Origin of the sequence: Aeromonas sp., from assembly GCF_050252055.1 — a bacterium.
Lineage (GTDB): Bacteria > Pseudomonadota > Gammaproteobacteria > Enterobacterales > Aeromonadaceae > Aeromonas > Aeromonas caviae.
Map to the genome: position 1 here is coordinate 238,868 of NZ_JBFWLQ010000001.1, position 23,953 is coordinate 262,820.

Genomic DNA, 23,953 nt, shown 5'->3' on the forward strand with positions numbered 1-23,953 from the left:
CCCGAGATTATAGTGCAGATAAGTATCGCGACCTAACCTACCACCACATGTCCGCCTGTACACCGACCAGGAAATCTTCCCGGTCTTCCTGCCAGGGGGTCTCGTTGTTGTGATCGACATAGGTCGTCAGAATGCGGATCTCCGGTGAGGGCCCCATGCCGGTATTGACGGTGAAGGTCGGCACTATGCTGACCTTGTGAGAGGTGCCACCCCGTTCGACGTTGTCGATGATCAGGTTGTTTTTCACATATCCGACTTCTGTCTGGATGGAGAAGAACTCATTGATCGGGAATACCGGGCGCAGAGATGCGGCATACCAGGAGTCATGGCCACCCAGCTCGTAGTCGTTGTACTGGTAGGAGAGGGTCGGCAGCAGATGAATATTGGCGCCATACCAGCCGCCCCAGAGGAAGAGGCGGTAGGATTGATCGCCTTCCATCACCTTGGACTGGTAGGGTTTATAGCCATCCGCCTTGTCCTGCAGTGTCTTCTGATACAGGGAGCCCTTGCGATACATGGCGGTATTGGTCAGGTTGGCACCCAGCAAGTCCCCTGAACCCAGCCCACGTCCTGCCTGGGCGATGAACTTGGAGAAGCCCCCCGGCATGAAGAAGAAGTCGTCGCGGGAATAGATGACGGTTCCTTCTGCCCCCTTGGTCGCATATTGCTTGTTATCGCCGGTGAACTCGTTGCTGGGCATCTGCTTGAGTGCAATCTCCATGTCCCAGGCACCGTAGAGGGCGCTGGTGTGGAGGGTGTGCATGGTGGCTTCAGTGCCATTGGCGCGGTCGGAGTGGCTGGTGTCGTTGCTGTTGATATAGGCAAAGTCCCACTTGCCACCCGCCATCTCCATGGCTTTGATGCCGACGCCGGTTCCCGAGTAGTCCGTGTAGAAATAGTCGGTGGTCCAGATGTAGTTCTCGCGGTCGTAATAGCGCAGGCCGCCCCACATGGTCCCGGTCGGGGTGATGCCACCCAGCTCCACATAGGTTTCTGACACACCGCTTTCGCGAGGCGCGGCTCGGGTTTGCAGGCCGTCGGCATCGGACTCCACCTTGAAGTGGATGTTGACCGACTTGTTGCTGCCCAGATCCCACAACTTGTTCAGGCCCGCTTCCCAGCTGTTGTCCAGCTCGGAGCCCAGGCGCCCCATGGTCTTGTCCATCTCATATTCGTACCCCGCCTTGGCGAAGTTGTCCTTGGCGTCAAACATCGAGCCGGCACGAATATAACCGTGGAAGCCAAAACTCTCGGCGGCATTCGATACTGCGGGCACTGCCAGCCCGCAACATGCCCCGACAAACAAGGCGAGTGACTTCAATTTCATCTTATTGCTCCAATCCGTAGAAAATTATTTTCAATCGATTTCTCGAAGATTCAATGCCTTGTTACTTGATCTGCTGGCAGGGCTGATTGCTGTCAAAGTCTGCCGGGATGGCTGTTTTCAGGGCCACGTTGGTGAAGGCGAAGCGCAGACCGGCCATGGAGTCCCAGGCCCCGCTCAGGTAGAGCGCCTTTTGCACCGAGCCTGTGTTGGCCGCCGGAATGAGAGAGGCGACCGGCAGGATGCAGCGGTACCAGGTGTCGTCATCGGGCACGATGTTGCTGTCCATGGTGAAGAAGGTGCCAAAGTCCGGGCCTGCGGTACCGTCCATGCGGATCTGGATGTTGGGGGAGTCACCATAGCTGGAGACTTTCAGGTCGAGCAGCATGGCGCCGTCCTGATAGGCGGAGAGATCCCCATTGGCGCTGTCGGTCCCGAGGAAGGCGGCGCCATTGCCTGGCAGGTCCATGGTGATGACCTGGTTTTCATCGGTCAGGGTGCCGCCGAAGCTGGCTGCCGGGTAATCGGCGCTGCGGTCCTGGGCCTGGCTCTTGTCACCGGAGTAGTAGAGTGCGGCATCGGTGGCCACCAGCGCGGGGGCATTGTTGACGCCGGAGCCTGTGTCCGGATTGGTACCTGGATCGGTGCCAGGATCGGTACCGGGATCGGTTCCCGGGTCGGTGCCTGGGTCTGTGCCCGGGTCGGTAGCGCCGCCAGGCGCTTCACAGGTGACCGGGTCGACAACGGGCTTGGCCGAGGTGGTGAGCAGGTACTTGATGTTGGTGATTTCGTAGTTGAAGGCTTCTTTGGTGGCCAGGTGGAACGGTGTGCCCACCGTGGCGAGGTTGATGGCCGTGGCACCGGGGAAGGGCTTCATGCAGTTGATGGGCAGCGTGAGCGTTTCCCAGTCGCCGGAACCGGTCAGGGCGCTGGCAATGGGCAGGCTGCTGCGGTTGGGATATTCGTTGTCGATGGAGGCATTGAGCACTTCCGGCACCTTGCTCTTGGTCCGCAACTGGAACTCGATGAAACCGGAGGCGTATTTGCTCAGGTTCAGAGGGGTGGCGGATTTGAGCATGAAGGTGCCATCTCCGTCACCGGCTACCTGCACATCGGCGGTGTCATCGGTACCGGCATTGTTGATGAGCACGGCGCTGATGCTGGTCATGGCGACGGGAGAAGCGGTGACCGGTTGCAAGCTCCAGTTGTCCTTCTCTGACTGGATGCTGGGGGTTGTACCCCCATTGGCACCGACCCCGAACAGGATCAGGGTGCTGTCGCCAGGGGGCGTGGTACCACCGTTGTCGCCACCGTTATTACCACCGGTGTTGCCACTATTCGAGTCGATATTATCGGCCCCACCACACCCGCCAAGCAGGGCAGCGGCGATCAACGACGCCAAAAGTCCTTTTTTTGATGCATTCATACTGACCACTCCAATCAATGGGAAAAATATCCACCGCGATGAACCGTCAAGACTCAAACAGACGCTATGCAATCGATGCCAAGACAAATCATGCTGGCTTCATTTTCTTGAAATCGATTTCCAATGCAATGCTTATCCCCTGTGATGATCAAAGTTTGTGTTTCAAATCACAGAAAGCGTGTCCTGATGACCAGCTGATGGGATGTGCAAGAAAGAGTTATCTTTAAATGAAAAGAGTTCATGGTGTTGTTTTTAATGGATTATTTTCTTTTTCTCTTGAGGCTGACGATCAGAGGGAAAGTATCGGAGTAGATCTGCAATGTATCTGAGGTGATTGCGATGTGTCGATTTCTGAGTAACACTTAAATTGACTTCGATTTCATAGTGTGTTGAATGAGACTCAGGCTGTCATCAACATTGCGGGGGCCTCTCCAGCGGTTCAAGCACCAGGAGTGTCCAGCCTTGACTGGTGATGGCAGACAGCATGCAGTCGATGAGGCCAAGGGAGTCGGCCGTCAGAGCGATGCTGAGGCCGGGTTCCTGCTGGGTCGGCACCGACCCGGGATGGTGCAAGCCCCCTGTGCCAGATAGCAGATCGCCATCTTGGAGAAGACCAAGGATGCACCGGCGACGGAGCGCTGGTCACAAACCCTGGAGAGGTAACCCGCGATAAGGCCACCCCAGCAGCATCGGCCATGAACCACAGGCCCGGCACCATGGCGCGCTCATCCTCTTCGAAGGAACGCAAAATGGTGCCAGGCATGCACTGCATGATCATCGCCTCCTCAGGGCCAGCAAACCCGCGCAGCGGTCAACATGATCGGTGCTGTGCTCGCTGTGCTCGCTGTGCCCGCCAGGCCTGAATGCGCGCCTGGGTGCCGATGACGAAGACAAAAAAGACCGGCACGAAGAAGATGGCTAGCAGGGTGCCACTGATCATGCCGCCGAACACGCCGGTGCCGATGGCATGCTGGGTCTCGGCGCTGGCACCACTGGCAAGCATCAGCGGCACCACGCCGAGGGTGAAGGCGAGCGACGTCATCAGGATGGGGCGCAGGCGCAGGCGGGCGGCGGTCACCGCAGCGTCAAGCAGCGAGCGCCCTTCGCCGTACAACTGGCGGGCAAACTCCACGATGAGGATGGCGTTCTTGGCCGACAGGCCGATGATGGTGATCATGCCCACCTTGAAGAAGACGTCGTTGGGCATGCCGCGCAGCATCACCGCCGCCACGGCGCCGAGCAGGCCCAGGGGGACCACCAGCATCACGGAGAGCGGAATGGACCAGCTCTCGTAGAGCGCGGCCAGCACCAGGAAGACCACCAGCGCCGACAGCAGCATCAGCAGGGGGGCCTCGGCCGCGGACTGGCGCTCCTGCAGCGACTGTCCCGTCCAGGCCAGGGCGAAGCCTGGCGGCAATTGCGCCACCAGGCGATCCATTTCCGCCATCGCGGCGCCACTGGAAACCCCGGGGGCGGCACTCCCGGAGAGACGCACGGCGGGGAAGCCCTCGAAGCGCATCATCTGTTGCGGCGACTGGCGCCAGGTCGGCGTCACCACCTCCCGCAGGGGCACCATGCCGCCGCTGGCATTGCGCACCCGCAGGCCGAGTACGTCATCGAGCTGCATGCGCGCCGACGCGTCGGCCTGCAGGATGACCTGCTGCATGTGCCCGCCGTTGGGAAAGTCGTTGATGTAGAGCGACCCCATCGCCGCCGACAGGGTGCTGCTCACGCTGGTGAACGAGAGTCCCATGGCCTCGGCCTTCTGCCGGTTGATCTCGAGGTGAATGCTCTCGCCGGGGGGCAGGCTGTCGGGATAGACATCGCTCACCACTTCGCTTTGGGCCGCCAGTGCCAGCAGTTGCGCCTGGGCGGCCAGCAGCGCGGCCTCCCCCTGGTTGGCCCTGTCTTGCAGGAAGAGCGTGAAACCCGAAGAGGTGCCCAGTTCGTCGATGGCGGGCGGCAACAGGCTCATCACAGTGCCTTCCTTGCTGTTGGCCATGGCGGCCTGTGCCAGCTCCGCCTCTTCGGCAGCCGTGGCACCATGGCGCTGATCCCACTCTTTGAGCATGGTGAAGGCCATGGCCGCATTGGGGCCGGCGCCGGAGAAGCTGAAGCCCTGCACCACCAGATTGGTGTCGAGCGCCTCGCGAGAGGCCACATGGGCCTCGAACTCCTTGATGACGGCCAGGGTGCGCTCGCTGGTGGCGCCGGTCGGCAGCTGGATGGAAGTCATGAAGTAGCCCTGATCCTCGTCCGGCAGAAAGGAGGAGGGCAGCTGGGTGGCGGCGATGGCCAGCACGGCGCAGAGGGCGGCGAAGGTGACCATCATGCGTCCGCTGCGCCCGACCAGCCGGGTGACCCGAACGCCGTAGCCCACCGTGAGCCGCTTGACGCCCCGGTTGAAGGCGCCGAAGAAACCGCGCTTCTCATGGTGATCCGGGCTGACCGGACGCAGCAGGGTGGCGCAGAGCGCTGGCGTCAGGGTCAGGGCGAGGAAGGCGGAAATCAGGATCGACACCGCCATCGACAGGGTGAACTGCTGGTAGATGACCCCCACGGAGCCGCTGCCGAACGCCATGGGGATGAACACCGCCGTGAGCACCAGGGTGATGCCGATCACCGCCCCGGTGATCTCCTTCATGGCCCGCGATGTCGCCTCCCTGGGCGATAGCCCCTGGGTGGCCATCAGGCGCTCGACGTTCTCCACCACCACGATGGCGTCGTCGACGATGATGCCGATGGCCAGCACCATGCCGAACATGGTGAGGGAGTTGATCGAAAAACCGGCCAGCAGCATCACCGCGAAGGTGCCAAGCAGGGCGATGGGGGCGACGATGGCCGGGATCAGGGTGTAGCGCAGGTTCTGCAGGAAGAGAAACATCACCAGGAACACCAGCACCATGGCTTCCAGCAGGGTGTGGATCACCTTGTCGATGGAGACCTTGACGAAGGGGGCCGAGTCGAACGGGATCGAATAGGCCATGCCCGCCGGCAGAGTGGGGGCGAGCTGAGCGAGACGGGTGCGCACCGCATCGGCGGTGCGCACGGCGTTGGCGCCGGGGGAGAGCTGAATGGCAGCGCTGGTGGCGGCCACGCCGTTCTCCCGGTTGGAAAAGGCGTAGGATTGCGCCCCCAGCTCGACCCGGGCGACGTCACCCAGCACCAGCTTGGCGCCATCACTACCGGCCCGCAGCACGATGGCGGCGAACGCCTCGGGAGTGGTCAGCTGCCCCTGTACCGTGAGGGGAACCGTCAGTCGCTGGCCAGGCAGGGCGGGTTCGTCGCCGAGGCGCCCCGGTGCAATCTGCACGTTCTGCTGCTCGATGGCCTGCGCCACCTCGCTGATGGTCAACCCGTAGGCGGCGAGCTTGCCCGGATCTACCCAGATGCGCATGGCCTGCTCGGCGCCGAACAGCTGCACTCGCCCCACCCCGTCGATGCGGCGCAGCTCCTGCACGATATTGCGCGCCATGTAGTCGTTCAGCGCGACCTCATCGAAGCGGCCATCCGGTGAAGTCATGCCGACCATCATCAGAAAGCCGGACGAGGCGGACTCCACCTGCAGGCCGGTTTGCCGCACCGCCTGTGGCAAGCGAGGCTCGACCGCCTTGATGCGGTTTTGCACGTCCATCTGGGCCAGCTCCGGATCGGTGCCCGGCTTGAAGGTGGCGGTGATCTGCGCGCTGCCGGAGGCATCTACCGACGACTCGAAGTAGAGCAGGTTCTTCACCCCAGACAGCTCGCGCTCGATCAGGCTCACCACCGCATCGTTCAGGGTCTGCGGCGTGGCGCCCGGATAGGTGGCATAGAGGGTCACCGACACCGGCGCCGCCGAGGGATAGCGGGAGATGGGCAGCTTGGGGATGGCGATGACCCCCGCCAGCACGATGAAGAGGGCGATCACCCAGGCAAACACCGGGCGATGAATGAAAAACTGCGGCATGAAATGTCTCCGATTCAACGGTTACCGGCGTCAGCCTGCTGGCTGACTGCGGGGGATTGCCAGGGATGGGCAATGACTTGCGTCCCCGGGGTCAGGCGGCCGATCCCCTCGATCACCACCCGCTGTCCGGCGCTGAGTCCGGACGCGATTCGGTACTGGCTATTCACCAGTTCAGCGGTGTTGACCGGAACCAGTTGTGCCTGCCCCTGGCCATCCACCACCCACACGCTGGTCTGGCCCGATGTGCGCACCACCGCCTGCTGAGGCACGCTCAGGGCGTTGGCATAGCGGGCACGGGGAATGCGCGCCTGTACGTAGAGGCCGGGCAAGAGCCGCCGCTCCGGGTTGTCCACCAGTACCCGCAGCAGTACGTCACCGGTACCGGCATCCACCTCGATGCCGGAGAAGAGGATGTGCCCCTGCATGCCGAGCGGCTTGCCGTCGCTGCCGAGGATGTCCACCGCCAGTTCCGGTGCCGTCGAGCCAGCCTGCTGGCGCAGGGTGTCCAGCACAGAGGCTGGTTGACGCACATCGACGTAGACCTGATCGATCTGCTGGATCCTGGCCATGGGGGTGGCATCGGTGGGGGACACCAGGGCCCCTTCACTCACCAGCGCCTGATCGATGCGCCCGGCGATGGGGGCTTCCACGCTGGCAAATTGCAGGCTCAGCTGGTGCCGGGCCAGGGTCGCCCTGGCCTGAGCCACGTCGGCGGCCGCCTGATCCCGCTGGGAGACGGCATCGTCATAGGTCTGGCGGCTGATGGCCTCGGTGCGCAGCAGCGGCACCAGACGGTCAATCTGGATACGGGCGCGGGCCAGCACGGCCTCCGCGCGCTGCAATGCGGCGGCGGCGCTGTCGACATCCGCCTTGAAGGGGGCCGGATTTATCTGGAACAGCACGGTACCTGCGCCGATTTCGGCGCCCTGCTCGAACAGGCGGCGCTGCACGATGCCGCTGATCTGGGCCCGAATTTCGGCGCTGCGCAGCGCGGCTACCCGGGCGGGCAGATCCTCGCTGATGACCAGGTCCTGACCTGCCAGCGTCATCACCGACACCTGAGGACGGGTCGGCGCATCTTGCGCTTGCGACGCCCCATCGCAACCTGCCAATCCGAATACGGCAATGACGGCGAGCAGGGTGCCCGCATACCGCTGTTTGACAAACATCATACTCACCTCGTTCAACCGTCTCCCGGGCATGGTGCTGCCGCGAGAGCACATCGAACGGGCATTATGGAGAGGGGCTATTGCGAATGATTCGAGGCTTTGTGGAGAATCCATGGAGGCGGTGATAAAGTTCAAGCCCACCATTTTCGAGTCCGACCATGTCGTATCTTCCTGCTTCCGCCAACCTGGCGGCCCAGTCACTGGTACTGATTGCAGAGGATGAAGCCGAGATTGCCGACATCCTTGCCGCTTACCTGCAACGCCACGGATTGCGCACCCTGCATGCCGCCGATGGCCGCGAAGCCCTGGCCATGCACCAGACATGCAAACCCGATCTCCTGTTGCTGGATGTGCAGATGCCGCAGCTCGATGGCTGGCAGGTGCTCAGCGAAATCCGGGCCCGTGGCGACACGCCGGTGATCATGTTGACTGCCCTGGATCAGGACCTCGACAAGCTGATGGGGCTTCGCATGGGGGCGGATGACTATGTGGTCAAACCCTTCAATCCGGCCGAAGTGGTGGCCCGGGTACAGGCGGTGCTCAGACGCAGCCAGGCAGCAAAACAGGCCACGGCCCGGGTGCTGCGGGTCGGCCCCTTCCAGATCGATCTGGAGAGCCACGAGGCCAGCATTTGCCGCGATGAGGGGCAGCAGGTGCTGGATCTGACCCTGACCGAGTTCAAGTTGCTCGCCTCCCTGATGCGGGCACCCAAGCGGGTGTTCAGCCGCGCCGAACTGCTGACCCACTGCCTGCCGGAGGGGGATACCCAGGAGCGCACGGTGGACAGCCACATCAGCAAGCTGCGCAAGAAGCTGGAGGCACAGGGCATCCAGGGGGTGCCCGCCAGTGTCTGGGGCGTCGGCTATCGCTTCGGGGGTGATGCGTGACATCGGCACCCGGCCTGCGCAGGCAAATCATCCGCTCCCTGGGGCTGATGGCGCTCGGCATCATCTGCCTCGCGGTGATCGGCACCTATGTGTTCTACGCCATTGCCGTGACCTATGTGCCTGGCAGCATCTCCGAGAGCTGGATGCCCTCCAGGGTCGAGATGATCTGGATTGGCTCGACCATTCTCATTGCATTGGGGATGGCGCTGTACGTGGCGGTGCGCCTCTCTCGGCGTATCCTGACCCCGCTCAATTCGGTGGCGAACAGCCTGCGCGAGGTGGCAGAGGGCAAACTCGATGCGCGCGTGCCGCTGGATGAACAGGCGATCGGGGAGACGGCGCAACTGGTGCGGGACTTCAACACCATGGCCGAACGGCTGCAGAGCATGACCCGTGAGCGGGAGTTCTGGAATGCCGCCATCGCCCACGAATTGCGCACCCCGGTGACCATCTTGCGTGGCCGCTTGCAGGGGCTGGCCGAAGGGGTATTTCCGCCAGAGCGTGCGCTCTTTGAAGGCTTGCTGCGCCAGGTGGAGGGATTGACCCACCTGATCGAAGACTTGCGGGTACTCAGTCTCAACGACAGCGGCCACCTGGAGTTGCAACGAGAGGAGATCAGGCTGGCCGACGAGCTTGCCGTGGTGCTCGAGGCGTTTGTCGCCCCCCTGGCCGCGAGCGGTTTCACCCTCAAACGGGAGCTCGATGCCGAGCTCTGTGTCTGTTGCGATGCTCTTCGCATCCGTCAGGCCCTGATGGCGCTGCTGGAAAATGCCCAGAAGCACGCGGTGCCGGGCATGCTGACCGTGCGCCTGCATCGTTCGGGCACCCAGTGCATCCTGAGTGTGGAAGACGAAGGGCCTGGCATCAGCGAGGAGGTCGCCGCCCATATCTTCGAGGCGTTTCGCCGGGGGGATCCGTCACGCTCACGCAAGAGTGGCGGCAGCGGGCTCGGGCTGGCCGTGGTCAAGGCCATTGCCGAGGCCCACGGCGGCAGTGCGGTCTGCCAATCCGGCGGGCGGGGCGGCACCCTGTTCCTGCTTTCCTGGCCCCTCTTGCACCCTGACGGCAGGTCATGACCCCGCATTGCCGCATCGGCTCGGGATGGGCGCGCCGAGGCGCGTGTGTTGACTGTGATCCAACAGCCCAAAAAAAGCCCATCTCATGGTGAGAGACGGGCTTTTTTATGGCTTGCAGGCAGCGCCCTCATGGGGGCGCCGGGATCAATGCTCGGCCAGCAGGGGCTCTCCCTCCTGGCGTTTGTCGTGGATGGCAAAGCGATCGACCAGGGTGGCACTGGCGTCGTTCAGGCCGATGACCGCCACCTCTTTCCCCTCACGGCGGAACTTGATGACCACCTTGTCGAGGGCCGTGATGGCGGTGATGTCCCAGAAGTGGGCGTGCGTCAGGTCGATGACCACCTTCTCCACTTCCTCCCTGAAATCGAAACCGGCCAGGAACTGCTCGGCGCTGGCAAAGAAGATCTGGCCCCGCACCAGATAGGTACGCACGGCGCCGCTGCGCTCGCTGTCGCTCTTGACCACCATGACGCGGGCAACCTTGTGGGCGAAGAAGAGGGAGGCGAGCAGCACCCCCACGAAGACCCCGAGTGCCAGGTTGTGGGTCACGACCACCACGGCGACGGTGGTCACCATCACCAGGTTGGTGGAGAGGGGGTGGCTCTTCAGGTTGCGTACCGACTCCCAGGAAAACGTGCCGATGGAGACCATGATCATCACGGCCACCAGGGCGGCCATGGGGATCTGACGGATCCACTCATCCATGAAGACCACCATCAGGATGAGCAGGGTTCCCGCCACGAAGGTGGAGAGGCGGCCGCGGCCACCGGATTTGATGTTGATGACGGACTGGCCAATCATGGCGCACCCCGCCATGCCTCCCAGCAGACCGGCGCCGATGTTGGCGATCCCCTGACCCTTGCACTCGCGGTTGCGATCGCTTGGGGTGTCGGTCATCTCGTCGACGATGGCTGCCGTCATCATGGACTCGAGCAGTCCCACCACCGCCAGCCCCGCTGAATAGGGGAAGATGATGGCCAGGGTCTCCAGATTGAGGGGGACGTCGGGCCAGAGGAAGACCGGCAGGGTATCGGGCAGCTCGCCCATGTCGCCCACGGTACGGATGTCGATGCCCAGGGTGATGGCCACCGCCGTCAGGATGACGATGCACAGCAGGGGGGAGGGGAGCAGTTTGCCCACCACGGGAACGAGCGGGAACAGATAGATGATGCCAAGCCCGGCCGCAGTCATGGCGTAGACCTGCCAGGTGACGTTGGTGAGCTCGGGCAACTGGGCCATGAAGATAAGGACGGCCAGGGCGTTGACGAAGCCGGTCACCACGGAGCGGGAGACGAATCGCATCAGGCTGCCGAGCCTGAGGTAGCCCGCCGCTATCTGGAAGAGGCCGGTGAGCAGGGTGGCTGCCAGCAGATACTGCAGGCCATGTTCCTTGACCAGGGTCACCATCAGGAGTGCCATGGCGCCGGTGGCGGCGGAAATCATGCCGGGACGACCGCCGACGAAGGCGATGACCACGGCGATGCAGAAGGAGGCATAGAGGCCGACCTTGGGGTCGACGCCCGCAATGATGGAGAAGGCGATGGCCTCCGGGATCAGCGCCAGGGCGACGACGATGCCCGACAGCAGATCGCCCCGTATGTTGGAGAACCACTCTTGTCTTGCACGTTCCAGCATGGGGATTTTCTCGCTCGATGAGGATCCATGGCCACAGGCCCGCAAATCAGGGGGAATGGCGGGGATCACAGGGTTGGATTGGCTGTTGATGGCCGGGTAAACCGGCCGGTCGGCATAACCGGAGTCAGGTGGCAGAGGCCGCACAGGGCAGGGTCAGGGCGGCGTGACGGCCACCCCAGAGCACATAACAGGCATAAGGGGCGCATGTTAACAGCCGGTGCCAGGCCGGGGAAGCCCGTAAAGGGCCAGAAACGGGGGACGGGACACAAAACGATTGGCCTGTCAGTGATCAAGGTCTCATCTGGAAAGTTTATTATCCCTTCCCCGCCGAGTGCTGTTATATGATTGCGATGTTTTTTGCAAAAACTCGTTATTTTAATGCAGTTAAGTTCTGGTTATTGGTATTTCGCTCTGCGCCATGCCCTCCATCCCGCCGAGAGCGAGCCCCCGAGGCTCGTGGCGGGCCCTGAGATCAGGGTTTCACGGGTTCCGTTTCTATTTGTTGGCACGTGATTCAGCTCCCATTGGGTTTCATGAAAAACAATGCTGACACCATTTGAAAACAATTCGACAACATGGATACAAGCTACGCGTTAGATCTCATCTCCCGGTTCGAACAGGCCGACGATGAGCACACCATAGTGGCGTTGCTGCGCCAGTTGACGACACAGGCGGGATTTGACTACTTCAGATTGGCCCTGATGTCTCCCAGCACCATACAGCGACCGGATGTCACCATCTTCAATGGTTGTCCTCAGGAGTGGGTTGACGCCTATACCCAGGCCAACTTCTTTGCCATCGATCCCGTCGTCCAGCGCGGCATGGAGCAGAGCACACCCATCCTGTGGGCGGATCTCATGGTGCAGGGGGTCTGTGACGATGAGCGCCTTGCGGTGATGACGCTCGCGCAGCAGGCGGGATTGCGCGACGGCATTACGTTTCCCTGGCACGGGGCCAACGGTCATGTGGGCCTGCTCTCCCTGATCACCAGCACACCTCGCACCAGAGCGCAGTGGCTCTCTGCGGTGCCTTTTCTCAGCTGGCTATCCATGCATATCTTCGAGGCGGTGGTGAGAGTCTGCCTGGTAGGGGAGTCCTCTCATGATGCCCTGAGCCTGCGCGAGCTGGAGGTATGCCGTTGGGCGGCGGAAGGGAAGCAGACGAGCGATATTGCGCAGATCCTGGGGATCACCCCGCGCACGGTGACCTTTCATCTGAACAATGTGGTTACCAAGCTGGGGGCTAGCAGCAAGTGCCAGGCGATCTCCTGGGCGTTGAAACAGGGGGTGGTGAGGTTGAACGTAGAGCTGGCCGCCGTCGCCAATGTGGATGAGCAGTAGTGTTCCCGTCGGATTGGCGCAAAAAATTGCGCACATACCAGAAGATTGAACTGCCAGTGCAATGACTGATGGTCAAACGTGTTGAAAAGTACAACTTATTGCGCCGAGCGTACTGCCTTGTGGGGGATTTTTTTATAACTGATTGAAATGTAATGGGTAAAAAGAGTGGCATGGACGCTGCTAACGGATTCGGGCGAGTGTCATAACCGTTCAACCATCAGGAGCAATTCCATGCCAACCCCATGTTATATCAGCATCGAAGGTAAAACCCAGGGCAACATCACCGCCGGTGCCTTCACCTCCGATTCCGTCGGCAACATTTTCGTGCAGGGCCACGAAGACGAGATGCTGGTACAAGAGTTCCAGCACGTTGTCACCGTGCCGACCGATCCGCAATCCGGCCAGCCGGCGGGTCAGCGTGTCCACAAGCCGTTCAAGTTCACCGTTGCCCTGAACAAGGCCGTGCCGCTGATGTACAACTCCCTGGCCTCCGGCGAGATGCTGCCGAAAGTGACCCTGAAGTGGTACCGCACCTCCGTCGAGGGCAAGCAGGAGCACTTCTTCAGCACTGTGCTGACCGATGCCACTATCGTTGACATCGACTGCCAGATGCCCCACTGCCAGGATCCGGCGAAGTCCGACTTCACCCAGCTGATCCAGGTCTCCATGGCCTATCGCAAGATCGACTGGGAGCACACCGTTGCCGGCACCTCTGGTGCGGATGACTGGCGCGCGCCGATCGAGGCCTGATCACCGATTTATTGATTGCCGTTGTTCCTTGTAGTGCACCCCAGGGCCTGATGACTGCCGTGTCAGCCGTCACCAGACCCGTGCAAGCTTTCTCCGACCCATTCAACCGGATGTGGTCGGAGCTTTTGTGTTTTGCCATCCGGCTGCATGGCGGCTGGATGGCAAAGCACAACGAAGGCCGGTCGCACCATCTCCCACGATTGCCTTGTCAGATGAAAGCGGCGCTTCTCAGTTTGCACCGTGCCTTCCCTCGCGATGCTGATGGCGATGGTGACCCATCTTGCGACGCGCCTGATCTCAGACGTCATCCGTGCAGCTCCCGGGGCTGCGAACTGGCAGGTTAAGGAGCCCTCATGGCAGACAGCACAGGATTACAATTTACCGTCAAGGTGGGGGCCCTGCCCGAGAGCACCTTTGTGGTGGCCGAATTTGCGCTGGATGAAGGGCTGAACCGGCCGTTCAACCTGCGCCTTGAGCTGGCCAGTGCCCAGCCCGACATCGACGTTGGCGCCGTGCTGGACCAGCCCTGCGAGCTGCTGGTCTGGTACAACGGCGAGCTGCAGCGCCGGGTGTGCGGGGTGGTCAGTGACTTCGCGCAGGGTGACAGCGGTTTTCGCCGCACCCGCTATCAGCTGCTGGTGCAGCCGGCCCTGTGGCGGCTGTCACTTCGCCACAACTCCCGCATCTTCCAGGCGCAAAAGCCCGATGAAATCCTCTCCATCCTGTTGCAAGAGCACGGCATCACCGATTACGCCTTTGCGCTCAAAAACGAGCATGCCAAGCGGGAATACTGCGTTCAGTACCGGGAAACCGACCTCGACTTTGTGAACCGCCTCGCCGCCGAAGAGGGGATGTTCTACTTCCACGAGTTTGAAGCGGGCAAGCACCGCATCGTCTTTGCCGACGACGCAGCCGCATTGACTCAAGGCCCCGAGCTCTTCTTCAACCTCGGCAACCGTTCGCTGGAGCAGGGCCCTTATGTGCGGCAGTTCCACTATCGGGAGGCAGTGCGCCCCTCGGATGTGGAGCTCAAGGACTACAGCTTCAAGACCCCGGCCTATGGCCTCTCCCACAAAAAGGTGGGAGCGGAGCTGACCCACCAGCGCGATACCTACCAGCACTTCGACTATCCGGGTCGCTACAAAACGGACCAGAGCGGCAAGGCCTTTGCCCAGCACCGGCTCGATGCGCTGCGCAGTGATGCCGTGGCGGGCCAGGCTAAGTCCAACTGCGCCGCCTTGCAGCCGGGGCAGAGCTTCTCGCTCACTGAACATCCCAACGGCAACCTCAACACCGACTGGCAAATCGTGCGCATCCAGCATACCGGCTTGCAGCCGCAGGCGCTGGAAGAGGAGGGGGGCAGCGGCCCCACCGTCTATCACAACGAATTCGGGGTAGTGAAAGCGAGCACCACCTGGCGGGCGCGTATCGGCAGCCCGGAGGCCCCCCACAAGCCGATGGTGGATGGCCCGCAAATCGCCATGGTGGTGGGCCCCGAAGGGGAGGAGATTTACTGCGACGAGCACGGCCGGGTGAAGCTGCAATTCCCGTGGGACCGCTATGGTTCGAGCAACGACCAGAGCTCCTGCTGGGTGCGAGTCTCCCAAGGCTGGGCTGGCGGTCAGTACGGCATGATGGCCATCCCGCGCATCGGCCACGAGGTCATTGTCTCGTTCCTGGAGGGGGACCCGGACCAGCCCATCGTGACTGGTCGCACCTATCACGCCACCAATCGGCCGCCCTACGAGTTGCCGGCCAACAAGACCCGCACCGTGCTGCGCACCGAAACTCACCAGGGTGAGGGCTTTAACGAGCTGCGCTTTGAAGACCAGGCGGGGCAGGAAGAGATTTACATCCACGGTCAGAAAGACCTGAACGTGCTTATCGAGAACGATGCGGCGTGGCATATCAAGCATGACGAGCATCGGGATATCGACAATGAGCGGGTGACCCGCATCAAGGCCAATGACCATCTCACCGTCAATGGAGAGAAACGCGATCACATCAAGGCCGACTATTCCCTGACCGTGGATGCCAGCCTGCACCAGAAGCTCGGCCAATCCCTGCTGGTGGAAGCGGGGTCCGAGGTACACCACAAGGCGGGCATGAAGATCGTGATGGAGGCGGGTGCCGAGCTGACCCTCAAGGTGGGGGGGAGTTTTGTCAAAATCGACCCGAGCGGTGTCACCCTCTCGGGCGGCTCCATCAAGATGAACTCAGGCGGCAGCCCGGGTTCTGGCTCTGGCTGGGGTGGCCAGATGCCGATCCAGCCCGGAGCGGTTGAAGTGGTGGCGCCACCACCTCCCATGGACCCCGCACGTCAGATTGCGACGCTCAAGTCTGCCGAACCTGTGTGCGAGATCTGTGAGCAACTGGCCAGACAGGAGGGTGGTGGCTGATGGCCATGGCTTTCGTCGCAGAGCGTCCCGACATCGAGCTGAACAGCGGTGAGCAACTCTATCTGTTGCTCGATGGGGCGCGCATTCCCGCGCTGGAGCGCGCGTTGTTCGAGCAGGACCCATCGCCTTCCTATCAGCCTGTTTACCTTCACGCCCCCTGGGACAGCTTGCGAGAAGTGAGCCCCTGTCTGGTCTGTGCAACGCCCAATTTGCTGGATTGGTTTATGCAAAACCGCGATGCATCATGGGGTTACCTGTTGTCGTCCCCTCTTTCTCTGTTGCCGTTGGCCGAGCGATTGCGTGGGCTTATCGAGGTGGAGAGTCCCTATGGCAGCAGGATTTTGCTCAAGCTGGCCATGCCGGAGACCATGTGGCGGCTGTTTATGGATGATGAACCCTGGCTTTGGCAGGGGGTGGCTCAAGTCTGGATCCCGACCCGGCAAGGGGAGGGGCAGGTGTGGCAGCACAAGGTTGCCGCGCCTGGAATGGGGTCCCCCATGGGGGAGCGCCTGCGACTTTCCGATGCGCAGTGGCGCCGTCTGGGAGAGGTGAGCTGGTTGAACACCCTCGATGGGATAAGAGCACACATGCACACCTGGTTTGGGGCTCGCATGCTGACGCTGCCAGAACCCATGGCCTGGATTGCCCATTGGGCTGATTACGCCTATGCCCAGGGATTCGAGAGCGAGCGGGATCTGCTGCTGTTTTTCAATGTGATGGGGTATCTCGGCAGTGGCTGGTTTGATGAAGATGAGCATCCCCGGATCAAGGCGTTGATTACCCAGCGTTCGCCCCAGACCCCTTCGCAACGTATCGAGCAGGCCGCCGAGCTTGCTGCCGCATTGAGCAACAAGGATCAAGACGCATGAGTACGCCCAATCAAGCCGCCCAGTGTGCAAACACGACCGACAGCAAGAGCCCGGCAGGAGTCTGTCCGCTCAAGAACAAGAAGATTGCCATCATCCCGGTGCGTTATGCCCTGGATGAGCCGTTCTCCCCGCCACAAAAGCAGCCTCACCCAGTCCCCGCCGGAGCAGGCTTTGTGGTGCCTCTCAAGTTGAAAGAGAGCGGTTATGCCTTGCGCCAGCTGCGTGATGGCTGGCTCTATGTCTATGACGAAAAGACCAAGACATTTGATGAGTACGAGATAAAGGGAGCGACCTTCATCAGCCAGAGCAAGGGAAGCAAGGGGCATCTGCTCTACCCGGCGAACCATACCCTCTCCCTCGCTTATTCTCCCCAGCGCTGGACGGGGCGCATCAAGCATGAGATGGAAAAGAGCGGCGGTTTGCGCACCACCTGGATGCGGCAGGTGAAACTGGGCAGTTTTGCCAGCACCATGAAGGCCCCTCATTGCGGTCTGCCAGATGTGCTTGACAAGGTTGCGGACCTGGGGATGTCCAACAAGGGATTTGTGCTCTCTTCAACCCCCCTTGCCAAGCCTGCCGAAGAGGACAAGCAGGGGGTCAAGTTGCTGGCTCACAAACCTGCGAGTTCACCGACTGCCTACAAGGCGGGCATACCGGATCCCAAGAGCGCCATGGTGGTTGCTCTGGAGGACCCGCTGGCCGACCTTGCCGACCTTTCCATGAAGGTCAATCAACTGCTCGCCAAGCGCGAAGCACTGCTGGGGAAAGATGATGCCACTATCAAGGTCAACAGCCACAAGCTGATGATGGCGGAGGTCACGCGCAACCTGGCCAGGGTGAGGCTCGACGAGAAGGAGTTGCCCGCCTCCGTCAGGGGCAATGTCGCCAGGACCCAGGCCTTTGAAGAGGCGCTGGATGATTATCTTGGGGATCGCTACCTCGCCGACATGGAGAGCATGACGGCAGAGCCCGAGATGGTGCGGTTCAACTCCCCCATGGAGAAACGGGCTGATGAGAAGCTGAAAATCTTGCGGGAACAATATGGTTTCAATCCATCCCAAAAACAGGTTTCCCAATGGAAAGAGCGCGCAGCCTTCCAGGATGAGGTCAACTGGAGCGGGCTCAATGCCTTTATCAAGCAGTATCAGGTGCCACTCAATGAGCTGGATCTGGCCCTGACGCGGGCTCATGAAGATCTGTTCAACGGTGTGGCCCGTCTCAAGGCCGATCCGCTGCCCTTTGGTCTGGACAACAGAACACCCAAGGGACAAGCCTATCTGCAGACCCTGTTTGCCGAGGCCGGGCCGGTTCTCTCTCTTAGCTGCCGCACGCAGGAGAGGAAGAAAGCGCTGGAGAAGCTGCTGGGTGAAAAGAGCCGCGACAACTTGCTGGCGCTGGCCCCTTATGGCTTTGATGCCGCGTTGCACAAGGGATTGAGCGAGCTGACGGTAGACAATGCCTGGCTCAGCACCTCCTCTGGCGATATGACAGCCCTCTTTGGCAGAACGGCTGATCTGGAGACGCTACTGGGGGATGAGAGATTCAAGCAAAAGTCCTGGTTCCAGACGATCGAAGCCGTCATTGAAGCCATGAAAGTGGCTGGGAAATCCATGGCCAAGGGGGCTCACGCCCAGATCATGGCGGCCATCTTGCCCCATGCCTGGAAGAACAGCCTGGCGGGCAACCTCAGACTGGTACTGCTGGAATCCCTGCTCGGCGACCAGCCGCTGCAGGTCAACCGAGACTATCGGATGCTCCACAACCGCTTCCAGCAGAAGGTCTGGATCATTGTGAAGGAGATGTCGGCCATCAGCTCCCCCCCTCCCGGGCGCAGCACCACGGTGAAGGCCATCAACGGTCAGCTAAAAACCTTGCAGCAACAGCTTGATACCCTGATTGCCAGCGAAATGCCCCTGCTGGTGAAACTGAAAGGCGATCTCTACCAGCAACAAGCCAGACAATATGTTGGTGACTATCTGGCGAGCGTGCGTAGCGGCGTGAATCAACGCATCACGGCCATGAACGAGAGAATTCCCAATCTGGCGACCTTTGGCGGGCTGGTTGCCCTGCTCAACCTCTGGAATCTGACAGTGGTCATCGCAGGGACGGCGCAAAACGCCCAGTCCATCGGCCGGGAACGGGCAAATATGCAGTTGGGCTCGGCCTTCGCCTGGACGGGTAATGCCATCGCCGCGCTCTATCAGGGGGCGACTTGGGAGAAGCTAAAGCCGCTCACTACTGGTGGGGGTAAACGAGCCCTGACAGCAATCTCGATAAAAGCAGCAATAAAAGAAGGTGAGCATGCGGTCTGGGTTAAAGCCTTCTCTCTACGGATGCTGGCGTTTGCTGGGTTAGGTGCTGTGGCAGCAGGACTGGAAGCTTGGGATGCCTCATTGGCTAGCAAAGACCCTTTAATTAGCGAGATGGAAAGAACTTTGTTGGCTTCGAAGGAATATGTTCTTTGGGGACAAACGGGCATTTTTGGGGTCCAAGTATTGCTTACGCTGGTGAGTCGTGGTGTTGGGGGATTCGCAATTGGTACCGTTTTTGCCCCCTGGATGGTTGTCGGGCTCTTTGTGCTGGGTATCGCCTATCTGGTACTGACAGTGTTGCTTAATATCTTCAAACGCTCGGATCTGGAGAAATGGTTGCTGCAATCTACCTGGGGCAAACAGCCCGCCAGTTGGTCCTCGGAAGACGAACTGGCTCGCTTTGAATTGCTGGTCAATAAACCAGGCGCCAGCCTGACTGTGGTGCGCTCCGCGCCCCAAGGTTGGATGGACACCGGCCGTGCCCAGTGGCAATTACAACTATCTCTTCCTGCTCACCTCAAAGGGCAAACCATAGGGTTAAGTGTCATGGGACAACCTCTGGCCCGGGCCGGTCAAATGGTGCCGATACGCTCCAAGGAGGATCTGGTGCGTTATCAGGCGGCTATGAAGCCCAGGAGTCTGGAGACACAGCGCGGACGTTGGGATGAGATGGTCTATACCCTGCCGCTGGGGATTGATACCAATTCGGCTATCAAACTGGAGTTAGGGTATCTCGGGGGTATGATTCAGCGGCAATTTGTCTTCAAGGGCAGCAGTAGCAGTGGTGGCCCAGTCACATTGAATAGCAGCAGCGGCGATCTGGGTACCATGCCCGCGTTGGTGGTCGGCAAGCAAGGGAATAAATAATGGATAAGGTAAACGAGGTAGTTGAAGCGTGCGAGCAGGAGACCCCTTTTCATCTATTATCGCAGGAAGAACAACAGCGCATTCTCGATGCTAATCAGAAGAAAGTGCGTGAAGCCCCTACGCTACATGAGTGGAATATTAGGGTAGAAACACCTTTTGTTTGGCTAGTCATTTCAATCCCCGTTGGTATTATGATGTTTATTGGTATATGGCTAGTGTATAGCGATAATGATGCTGGTTGGGCTCCTATTATCATGGGGGCAATAGTTGCGGCCTTTACTCGTTACTTATGGTTGGCAGATAAAAACTATCATTACCGGCTCACAACGGAAGGTGTTATCGTCACCTATCAGGATGCTATTCCAGAGGCAGCCTACACCATAGTGCGTGGCTTGGCTTGGCTTGGTGTGGTGGTTTGTGTGATGGCTGTGACTGTATTGGGGCCATTAGCCCTGGTTGGTGCAGGTGGCATGGCGCTCTTTGCGGTGTTTTTCACTGACTTTAAGAGTGAAGTTTCAGAGCATGAAACCATGTTTAGAAAAGACTGGCCCTACACGCTTTCTATTTCTAATAGAAAGAAGGCACTGAGATTTGAATCCACCCCCTTTAAAGTCGCATATAGCGACAATTTATATTGTAAGTCTGAGGATTTTGAACGTGTTATTGAAATGATTAAGAATCAAATCAGGTGTGTCGATATAAAAAATATAAAAGGTCATCCAATTATTTGACTCTAATGTCTCGACTGCCATTGAGAAATAACTGTTATTGCTATTCACTAGGAGGCCAGTTTGTTCGGTGGACAAGCTGGCTTACTATCCGGCGATCTTCTTGAACCTCAATACGGAAGTTTGGGTGGCATGGTCTATACCCTGCCGCTGGGGATTGATACCAATTCGGCCATCAAGCTGGAACTGGGCTATCTCGGGGGCATGATTCAGCGGGAGTTTATTTTCAAGGGCTGCTGTAGCAGTAGCGGTCCTGTTACATTAAATGGCTACAACGGCGAACTAGACACAATGTCTGCGTTGGTTGTTGGCAATAGGGAAAATAAATAATGGACAAGGTGAACGAGGCAATCGAGGTGGGTGAACAGGAAACCCCTTTCCATCTTCTAGCGCATGAGAAGCAACAACGTATTATTGATGCTAATCAAAAAAGGGTACGTGAGGCTCCTACGCTACATGAGTGGAATATTAGAGTTAGAAATCCCCACACTTGGCTGATCATATCAATACCAATAGGGATTTTGATCTTGATTGGCGCTTGGTTAGCGTTCGGAGATAACATGGCCTCTATAGGCTGGGGGTTTATTATTATGGGGGTGGGGCTAGCCCTCTATTTTCGTTATTTGGTAATGGCTGATAAAGATTATCATTACCGCCTTACTAGCGAAGGTCTTATTGCTATTTATCAAGATTCCATTCCCAATATAGCTTATAAAACAGTCAGGGGTTTGGCTTGGTTGGGTGTACTTGTATGTATTATGGCAGTAGCCATATTAGGGCCGCTATCCTTGGTCGGTGCTGGTGGCATGGCTATTTTTGCAATTTTCTTCACTGATTTCAAAAAGGAAGAGCATATAGAATATACATTGCTCAATAAAAATAAAACCAATGTGATTAAGGTTGTCAATAACGCAGCCTTAGTTCAATTCGAAACCATCCCGTTTGGTTATTCAGGCTTTGCAAATTTTTACTGCTATAAAAACGAATTGAAAAAAATATTGGCATCCTTGTTGCCAATATTAAATTGCCGGGAGTATAGGGAATTTAAAACTATATTGTCATTAAATAGAGCTCCTCACAGTTCTCTGGATGTAGGCGTACCAAGAACACTGGATGAGCTAAAATAATCATTCTGAGAGACTTTCATGTTTATTGCTCTTGGCTCAACCTTAGCATCGGTCCTGTTACATTGGTTCGCCGCCATGGTGTTTTTGACGCTGGTAATCGGAAAGCAAGGGAATAAATAATGGAAAAGAAAAACGAAGTTATTGAGGGCAATGAGCAGGAGACTCTTTTCCAGCAGCTACCACAGGAAGAGCAGCAACGTATAATCAATGCCAATCAGAAAAGGGTTCGTGAGGCACAAACTCTTCATGAATGGGATATCCGGGTATCTACAGCATTTGCATGGCCAATGATATTAATAGTTATTGGCTCGATGATGCTATTTGGAGGTACGGCGGTATGGTTTTCTGGAGATAATGACTGGACTTTTGTTTATATGATGGTCGGTATGTCGATAGTGATGATGCTCTATTTACGTTACTTGGTGATGGCGGATAAACACTACCATTATCGGTTAACGACAGAAGGTTTAATCACCACTTATCAAGATACCATTCCCGAAATGGCCTATACCATAGTCCGTGGGTTGGCTTGGCTGGGGGTGGTGGTTTGCGTGATGGCGGTGGCTGTATTGGGGCCATTAGCACTGGTTGGCGCAGGTGGCATGGCTCTCTTTGCTGTATTTTTCACTGACTTTAAGAGTGAAGTCTGTGAGGAATTCACTCTATTTAACAAAAAATGGCCACACGTCTTTACCATCTCGAAGAGATATAGAGCTTTGCGGTTTGAATCTGTACCGTTTAAGTCTGCGTTCAGTCGTACACTTTATTGTAGAGTCGAGGATATAGACGTTATTCTCAATTTAATAAAGTCTCATATCCTTGTTGAGAGTGTGAAATATATCAAAGGTCACCCTGGGATTTAACCAAACAAATTAAGTTTTTTATTCGATCAGCTATGTTAAATAGAGCAGGTCGTCAATTTTTACGTAATGAAATTTCTACCGTTGTAATCCATCAGGGGCAAGCCATCTTTCTGGTTGATAAAAGTTAAACACTTGGTGGCTAACCTCTTACGGGGGTTGACCATTGGGCTAAGCGTTATCGGCCAACCTCTGGCTCTGGTCGGTCAAATGGTGCCGGTACACACTAAAGAGGACTTGGCCAGCTATCAGACCGCCATGCAACCCAGAACGCTGGAGACATATCGCGGGAGCTGGGAGGACATGGTCTATTCCCTGCCGCTGGGTGTGGATACCAATTCGGCCATCAAGCTGGAACTGGGCTATCTCGGGGGCATGATTCAGCGGGAGTTTATTTTCAAGGGCAGCAGTAGCAGTAGCGGCCCTGTGACATTGAATAGCTGCAGCGGCGATCTGGGTACAATGCCCGCGTTGGTGGTCGGCAAGCAAGGGAATAAATAATGGATAAGTCAAATGAGGAAGTTGATGTGAATGAGCAGGAGATTCCTTTTCGTCTATTACCACAGGAAGAGCAACAGTGTATTCTCGATGCCAATCAGAAAAAGGTGCGAGAGGCACCAACTCTTCATGAATGGGACATCCGAGTTCCAGCTGCATTTGCCTGGCTGGGGATACTCTTTTTAATCGGAATACCTACCTTGATTGGTAGTGCCATGATATGGAATGAGTCATCCAATGGTTGGGTATTTATTATAGTGGGGGCAATTATGCTCCCCTATCTTCGATATTTAGTGATGGCGGATAAAGATTACCATTATCGGTTAACTACGGAGGGTGTAGTCGTCACTTATCAAGATGCTATTCCCGAGGTGGCCTACACCATAGTGCGTGGTTTGGCTTGGCTTGGTGTGGTGGTATGTGTCGTAGCGGTTGCCATATTGGGGCCACTAGCCTTGGTCGGTGCTGGCGGGATGGCTCTTTTTGCGATATTTTTCACTGACTTTAAACGTGAAGTGTCAGAGCATGAGACCATGTTTAAAAAAGATTGGGTCTATACACTTTTTATATCCAATAAGAAGAAGGCTGTAAGGTTTGAATCAACCCCTTTTAAAATATCATACAGTGATACTTTATATTGTAAATCTGAAGATTTTGAGAATTTTATTGAACTGCTCAAAAAGCAGATTCGATGTGCCGAAATAAAGTATATTAAAGGTCATCCAATGACCTGACTTTTA

19 protein-coding genes are annotated in these 23,953 nt (G+C 58.1%); 13 read left to right on the forward strand and 6 right to left on the reverse strand.

The features are described 5' to 3' along the window. Positions 1-37 precede the first annotated feature (37 nt). The 4 genes from AB7E19_RS01050 to AB7E19_RS01065 form a co-directional block, all read right to left on the reverse strand. Complete coding sequence (locus AB7E19_RS01050) at positions 38-1,327, reverse strand: carbohydrate porin (protein WP_039041336.1); 1,290 nt, start codon at positions 1,325-1,327, stop codon at positions 38-40. Between the two features lie 61 nt (positions 1,328-1,388). After that, positions 1,389-2,750, reverse strand: coding sequence for a putative glycoside hydrolase (locus AB7E19_RS01055; RefSeq protein ID WP_158656075.1), 1,362 nt, complete (start codon positions 2,748-2,750; stop codon positions 1,389-1,391). An 811-nt stretch (positions 2,751-3,561) separates the two neighbouring features. Further along, on the reverse strand, positions 3,562-6,696 hold the full coding sequence (locus AB7E19_RS01060) for a multidrug efflux RND transporter permease subunit (RefSeq protein ID WP_368211229.1): 3,135 nt from the start codon (positions 6,694-6,696) through the stop codon (positions 3,562-3,564). Between the two features lie 14 nt (positions 6,697-6,710). Next, positions 6,711-7,868, reverse strand: coding sequence for an efflux RND transporter periplasmic adaptor subunit (locus AB7E19_RS01065; protein ID WP_069651755.1), 1,158 nt, complete (start codon positions 7,866-7,868; stop codon positions 6,711-6,713). A gap of 155 nt (positions 7,869-8,023) precedes the next feature. On the opposite strand from AB7E19_RS01065, the gene AB7E19_RS01070 reads away from it, so the two are divergent. Together AB7E19_RS01070 and AB7E19_RS01075 are read left to right on the forward strand one after the other, a co-directional pair. Beyond that, complete coding sequence (locus AB7E19_RS01070) at positions 8,024-8,752, forward strand: response regulator (protein WP_069651754.1); 729 nt, start codon at positions 8,024-8,026, stop codon at positions 8,750-8,752. Continuing rightward, entirely contained in the window at positions 8,749-9,828 is a 1,080-nt protein-coding gene (locus AB7E19_RS01075; protein WP_124244625.1) for an ATP-binding protein, read from the forward strand. Before AB7E19_RS01070 ends, AB7E19_RS01075 begins: the two co-directional genes overlap by 4 nt. Before the next feature lie 144 nt (positions 9,829-9,972). Here AB7E19_RS01075 and AB7E19_RS01080 read toward each other — a convergent pair whose 3' ends face one another. Further along, positions 9,973-11,463 (reverse strand): SulP family inorganic anion transporter, encoded by a 1,491-nt coding sequence (locus AB7E19_RS01080; protein ID WP_322131987.1) that lies wholly within the window; start codon positions 11,461-11,463, stop codon positions 9,973-9,975. Positions 11,464-12,038: 575 nt separating this feature from the next. Between AB7E19_RS01080 and AB7E19_RS01085 the strand changes: the two genes are divergently transcribed. Then, positions 12,039-12,803 carry a LuxR family transcriptional regulator gene (locus AB7E19_RS01085; protein ID WP_041214665.1) on the forward strand — a complete coding sequence of 255 codons (765 nt, stop codon included), beginning with the start codon at positions 12,039-12,041 and terminating at the stop codon, positions 12,801-12,803. 231 nt (positions 12,804-13,034) lie between these two features. Then, entirely contained in the window at positions 13,035-13,553 is a 519-nt protein-coding gene (hcp1, locus tag AB7E19_RS01090) for a type VI secretion system effector Hcp1 (RefSeq protein ID WP_005332563.1), read from the forward strand. A 62-nt stretch (positions 13,554-13,615) separates the two neighbouring features. Here hcp1 and AB7E19_RS01095 read toward each other — a convergent pair whose 3' ends face one another. Continuing rightward, positions 13,616-13,861, reverse strand: coding sequence for a hypothetical protein (locus tag AB7E19_RS01095; RefSeq protein WP_128274078.1), 246 nt, complete (start codon positions 13,859-13,861; stop codon positions 13,616-13,618). Between the two features lie 45 nt (positions 13,862-13,906). On the opposite strand from AB7E19_RS01095, the gene AB7E19_RS01100 reads away from it, so the two are divergent. The 9 genes from AB7E19_RS01100 (at position 13,907) to AB7E19_RS01140 (ending at position 23,947) form a co-directional block, all read left to right on the forward strand. Further along, complete coding sequence (locus tag AB7E19_RS01100) at positions 13,907-15,952, forward strand: type VI secretion system tip protein VgrG (protein WP_427934514.1); 2,046 nt, start codon at positions 13,907-13,909, stop codon at positions 15,950-15,952. Then, positions 15,952-16,821: a DUF4123 domain-containing protein gene (locus AB7E19_RS01105; RefSeq protein WP_322131678.1), complete on the forward strand. Its 870-nt coding sequence runs from the start codon at positions 15,952-15,954 to the stop codon at positions 16,819-16,821. Before AB7E19_RS01100 ends, AB7E19_RS01105 begins: the two co-directional genes overlap by 1 nt. Continuing rightward, positions 16,818-20,000, forward strand: coding sequence for a T6SS effector BTH_I2691 family protein (locus AB7E19_RS01110; RefSeq protein ID WP_427934516.1), 3,183 nt, complete (start codon positions 16,818-16,820; stop codon positions 19,998-20,000). The genes AB7E19_RS01105 and AB7E19_RS01110 overlap by 4 nt, the downstream gene beginning before the upstream one ends. Beyond that, entirely contained in the window at positions 20,000-20,731 is a 732-nt protein-coding gene (locus tag AB7E19_RS01115; RefSeq protein ID WP_322131676.1) for a hypothetical protein, read from the forward strand. The genes AB7E19_RS01110 and AB7E19_RS01115 overlap by 1 nt, the downstream gene beginning before the upstream one ends. Positions 20,732-20,791: 60 nt before the next feature. After that, a complete protein-coding gene (locus tag AB7E19_RS01120; protein WP_319883942.1) occupies positions 20,792-21,058 on the forward strand; it encodes a hypothetical protein in 267 nt (88 codons plus the stop codon). Further along, positions 21,058-21,855, forward strand: coding sequence for a hypothetical protein (locus AB7E19_RS01125; protein WP_319883943.1), 798 nt, complete (start codon positions 21,058-21,060; stop codon positions 21,853-21,855). Before AB7E19_RS01120 ends, AB7E19_RS01125 begins: the two co-directional genes overlap by 1 nt. A gap of 119 nt (positions 21,856-21,974) precedes the next feature. Then, entirely contained in the window at positions 21,975-22,718 is a 744-nt protein-coding gene (locus tag AB7E19_RS01130) for a hypothetical protein (RefSeq protein ID WP_322131675.1), read from the forward strand. A 300-nt stretch (positions 22,719-23,018) separates the two neighbouring features. Further along, entirely contained in the window at positions 23,019-23,216 is a 198-nt protein-coding gene (locus AB7E19_RS01135; protein WP_319883945.1) for a hypothetical protein, read from the forward strand. Further along, entirely contained in the window at positions 23,216-23,947 is a 732-nt protein-coding gene (locus AB7E19_RS01140) for a hypothetical protein (protein WP_319883946.1), read from the forward strand. The genes AB7E19_RS01135 and AB7E19_RS01140 overlap by 1 nt, the downstream gene beginning before the upstream one ends. Positions 23,948-23,953 lie beyond the last annotated feature (6 nt).

What these genes read in the sequence shown, in the direction of transcription:
- AB7E19_RS01050 (WP_039041336.1), bottom strand. Translation starts at nt 1,327, where the DNA reads ATGAAATTGAAGTCACTCGCCTTGTTTGTCGGGGCATGTTGCGGGCTG.
- AB7E19_RS01055 (WP_158656075.1), bottom strand. Translation starts at nt 2,750, where the DNA reads ATGAATGCATCAAAAAAAGGACTTTTGGCGTCGTTGATCGCCGCTGCC.
- AB7E19_RS01060 (WP_368211229.1), bottom strand. Translation starts at nt 6,696, where the DNA reads ATGCCGCAGTTTTTCATTCATCGCCCGGTGTTTGCCTGGGTGATCGCC.
- AB7E19_RS01065 (WP_069651755.1), bottom strand. Translation starts at nt 7,868, where the DNA reads ATGATGTTTGTCAAACAGCGGTATGCGGGCACCCTGCTCGCCGTCATT.
- AB7E19_RS01070 (WP_069651754.1), top strand. Translation starts at nt 8,024, where the DNA reads ATGTCGTATCTTCCTGCTTCCGCCAACCTGGCGGCCCAGTCACTGGTA.
- AB7E19_RS01080 (WP_322131987.1), bottom strand. Translation starts at nt 11,463, where the DNA reads ATGCTGGAACGTGCAAGACAAGAGTGGTTCTCCAACATACGGGGCGAT.
- AB7E19_RS01085 (WP_041214665.1), top strand. Translation starts at nt 12,039, where the DNA reads ATGGATACAAGCTACGCGTTAGATCTCATCTCCCGGTTCGAACAGGCC.
- hcp1 (WP_005332563.1), top strand. Translation starts at nt 13,035, where the DNA reads ATGCCAACCCCATGTTATATCAGCATCGAAGGTAAAACCCAGGGCAAC.
- AB7E19_RS01095 (WP_128274078.1), bottom strand. Translation starts at nt 13,861, where the DNA reads ATGACGTCTGAGATCAGGCGCGTCGCAAGATGGGTCACCATCGCCATC.
- AB7E19_RS01100 (WP_427934514.1), top strand. Translation starts at nt 13,907, where the DNA reads ATGGCAGACAGCACAGGATTACAATTTACCGTCAAGGTGGGGGCCCTG.
- AB7E19_RS01105 (WP_322131678.1), top strand. Translation starts at nt 15,952, where the DNA reads ATGGCCATGGCTTTCGTCGCAGAGCGTCCCGACATCGAGCTGAACAGC.
- AB7E19_RS01110 (WP_427934516.1), top strand. Translation starts at nt 16,818, where the DNA reads ATGAGTACGCCCAATCAAGCCGCCCAGTGTGCAAACACGACCGACAGC.
- AB7E19_RS01115 (WP_322131676.1), top strand. Translation starts at nt 20,000, where the DNA reads ATGGATAAGGTAAACGAGGTAGTTGAAGCGTGCGAGCAGGAGACCCCT.
- AB7E19_RS01125 (WP_319883943.1), top strand. Translation starts at nt 21,058, where the DNA reads ATGGACAAGGTGAACGAGGCAATCGAGGTGGGTGAACAGGAAACCCCT.
- AB7E19_RS01130 (WP_322131675.1), top strand. Translation starts at nt 21,975, where the DNA reads ATGGAAAAGAAAAACGAAGTTATTGAGGGCAATGAGCAGGAGACTCTT.
- AB7E19_RS01135 (WP_319883945.1), top strand. Translation starts at nt 23,019, where the DNA reads ATGGTCTATTCCCTGCCGCTGGGTGTGGATACCAATTCGGCCATCAAG.
- AB7E19_RS01140 (WP_319883946.1), top strand. Translation starts at nt 23,216, where the DNA reads ATGGATAAGTCAAATGAGGAAGTTGATGTGAATGAGCAGGAGATTCCT.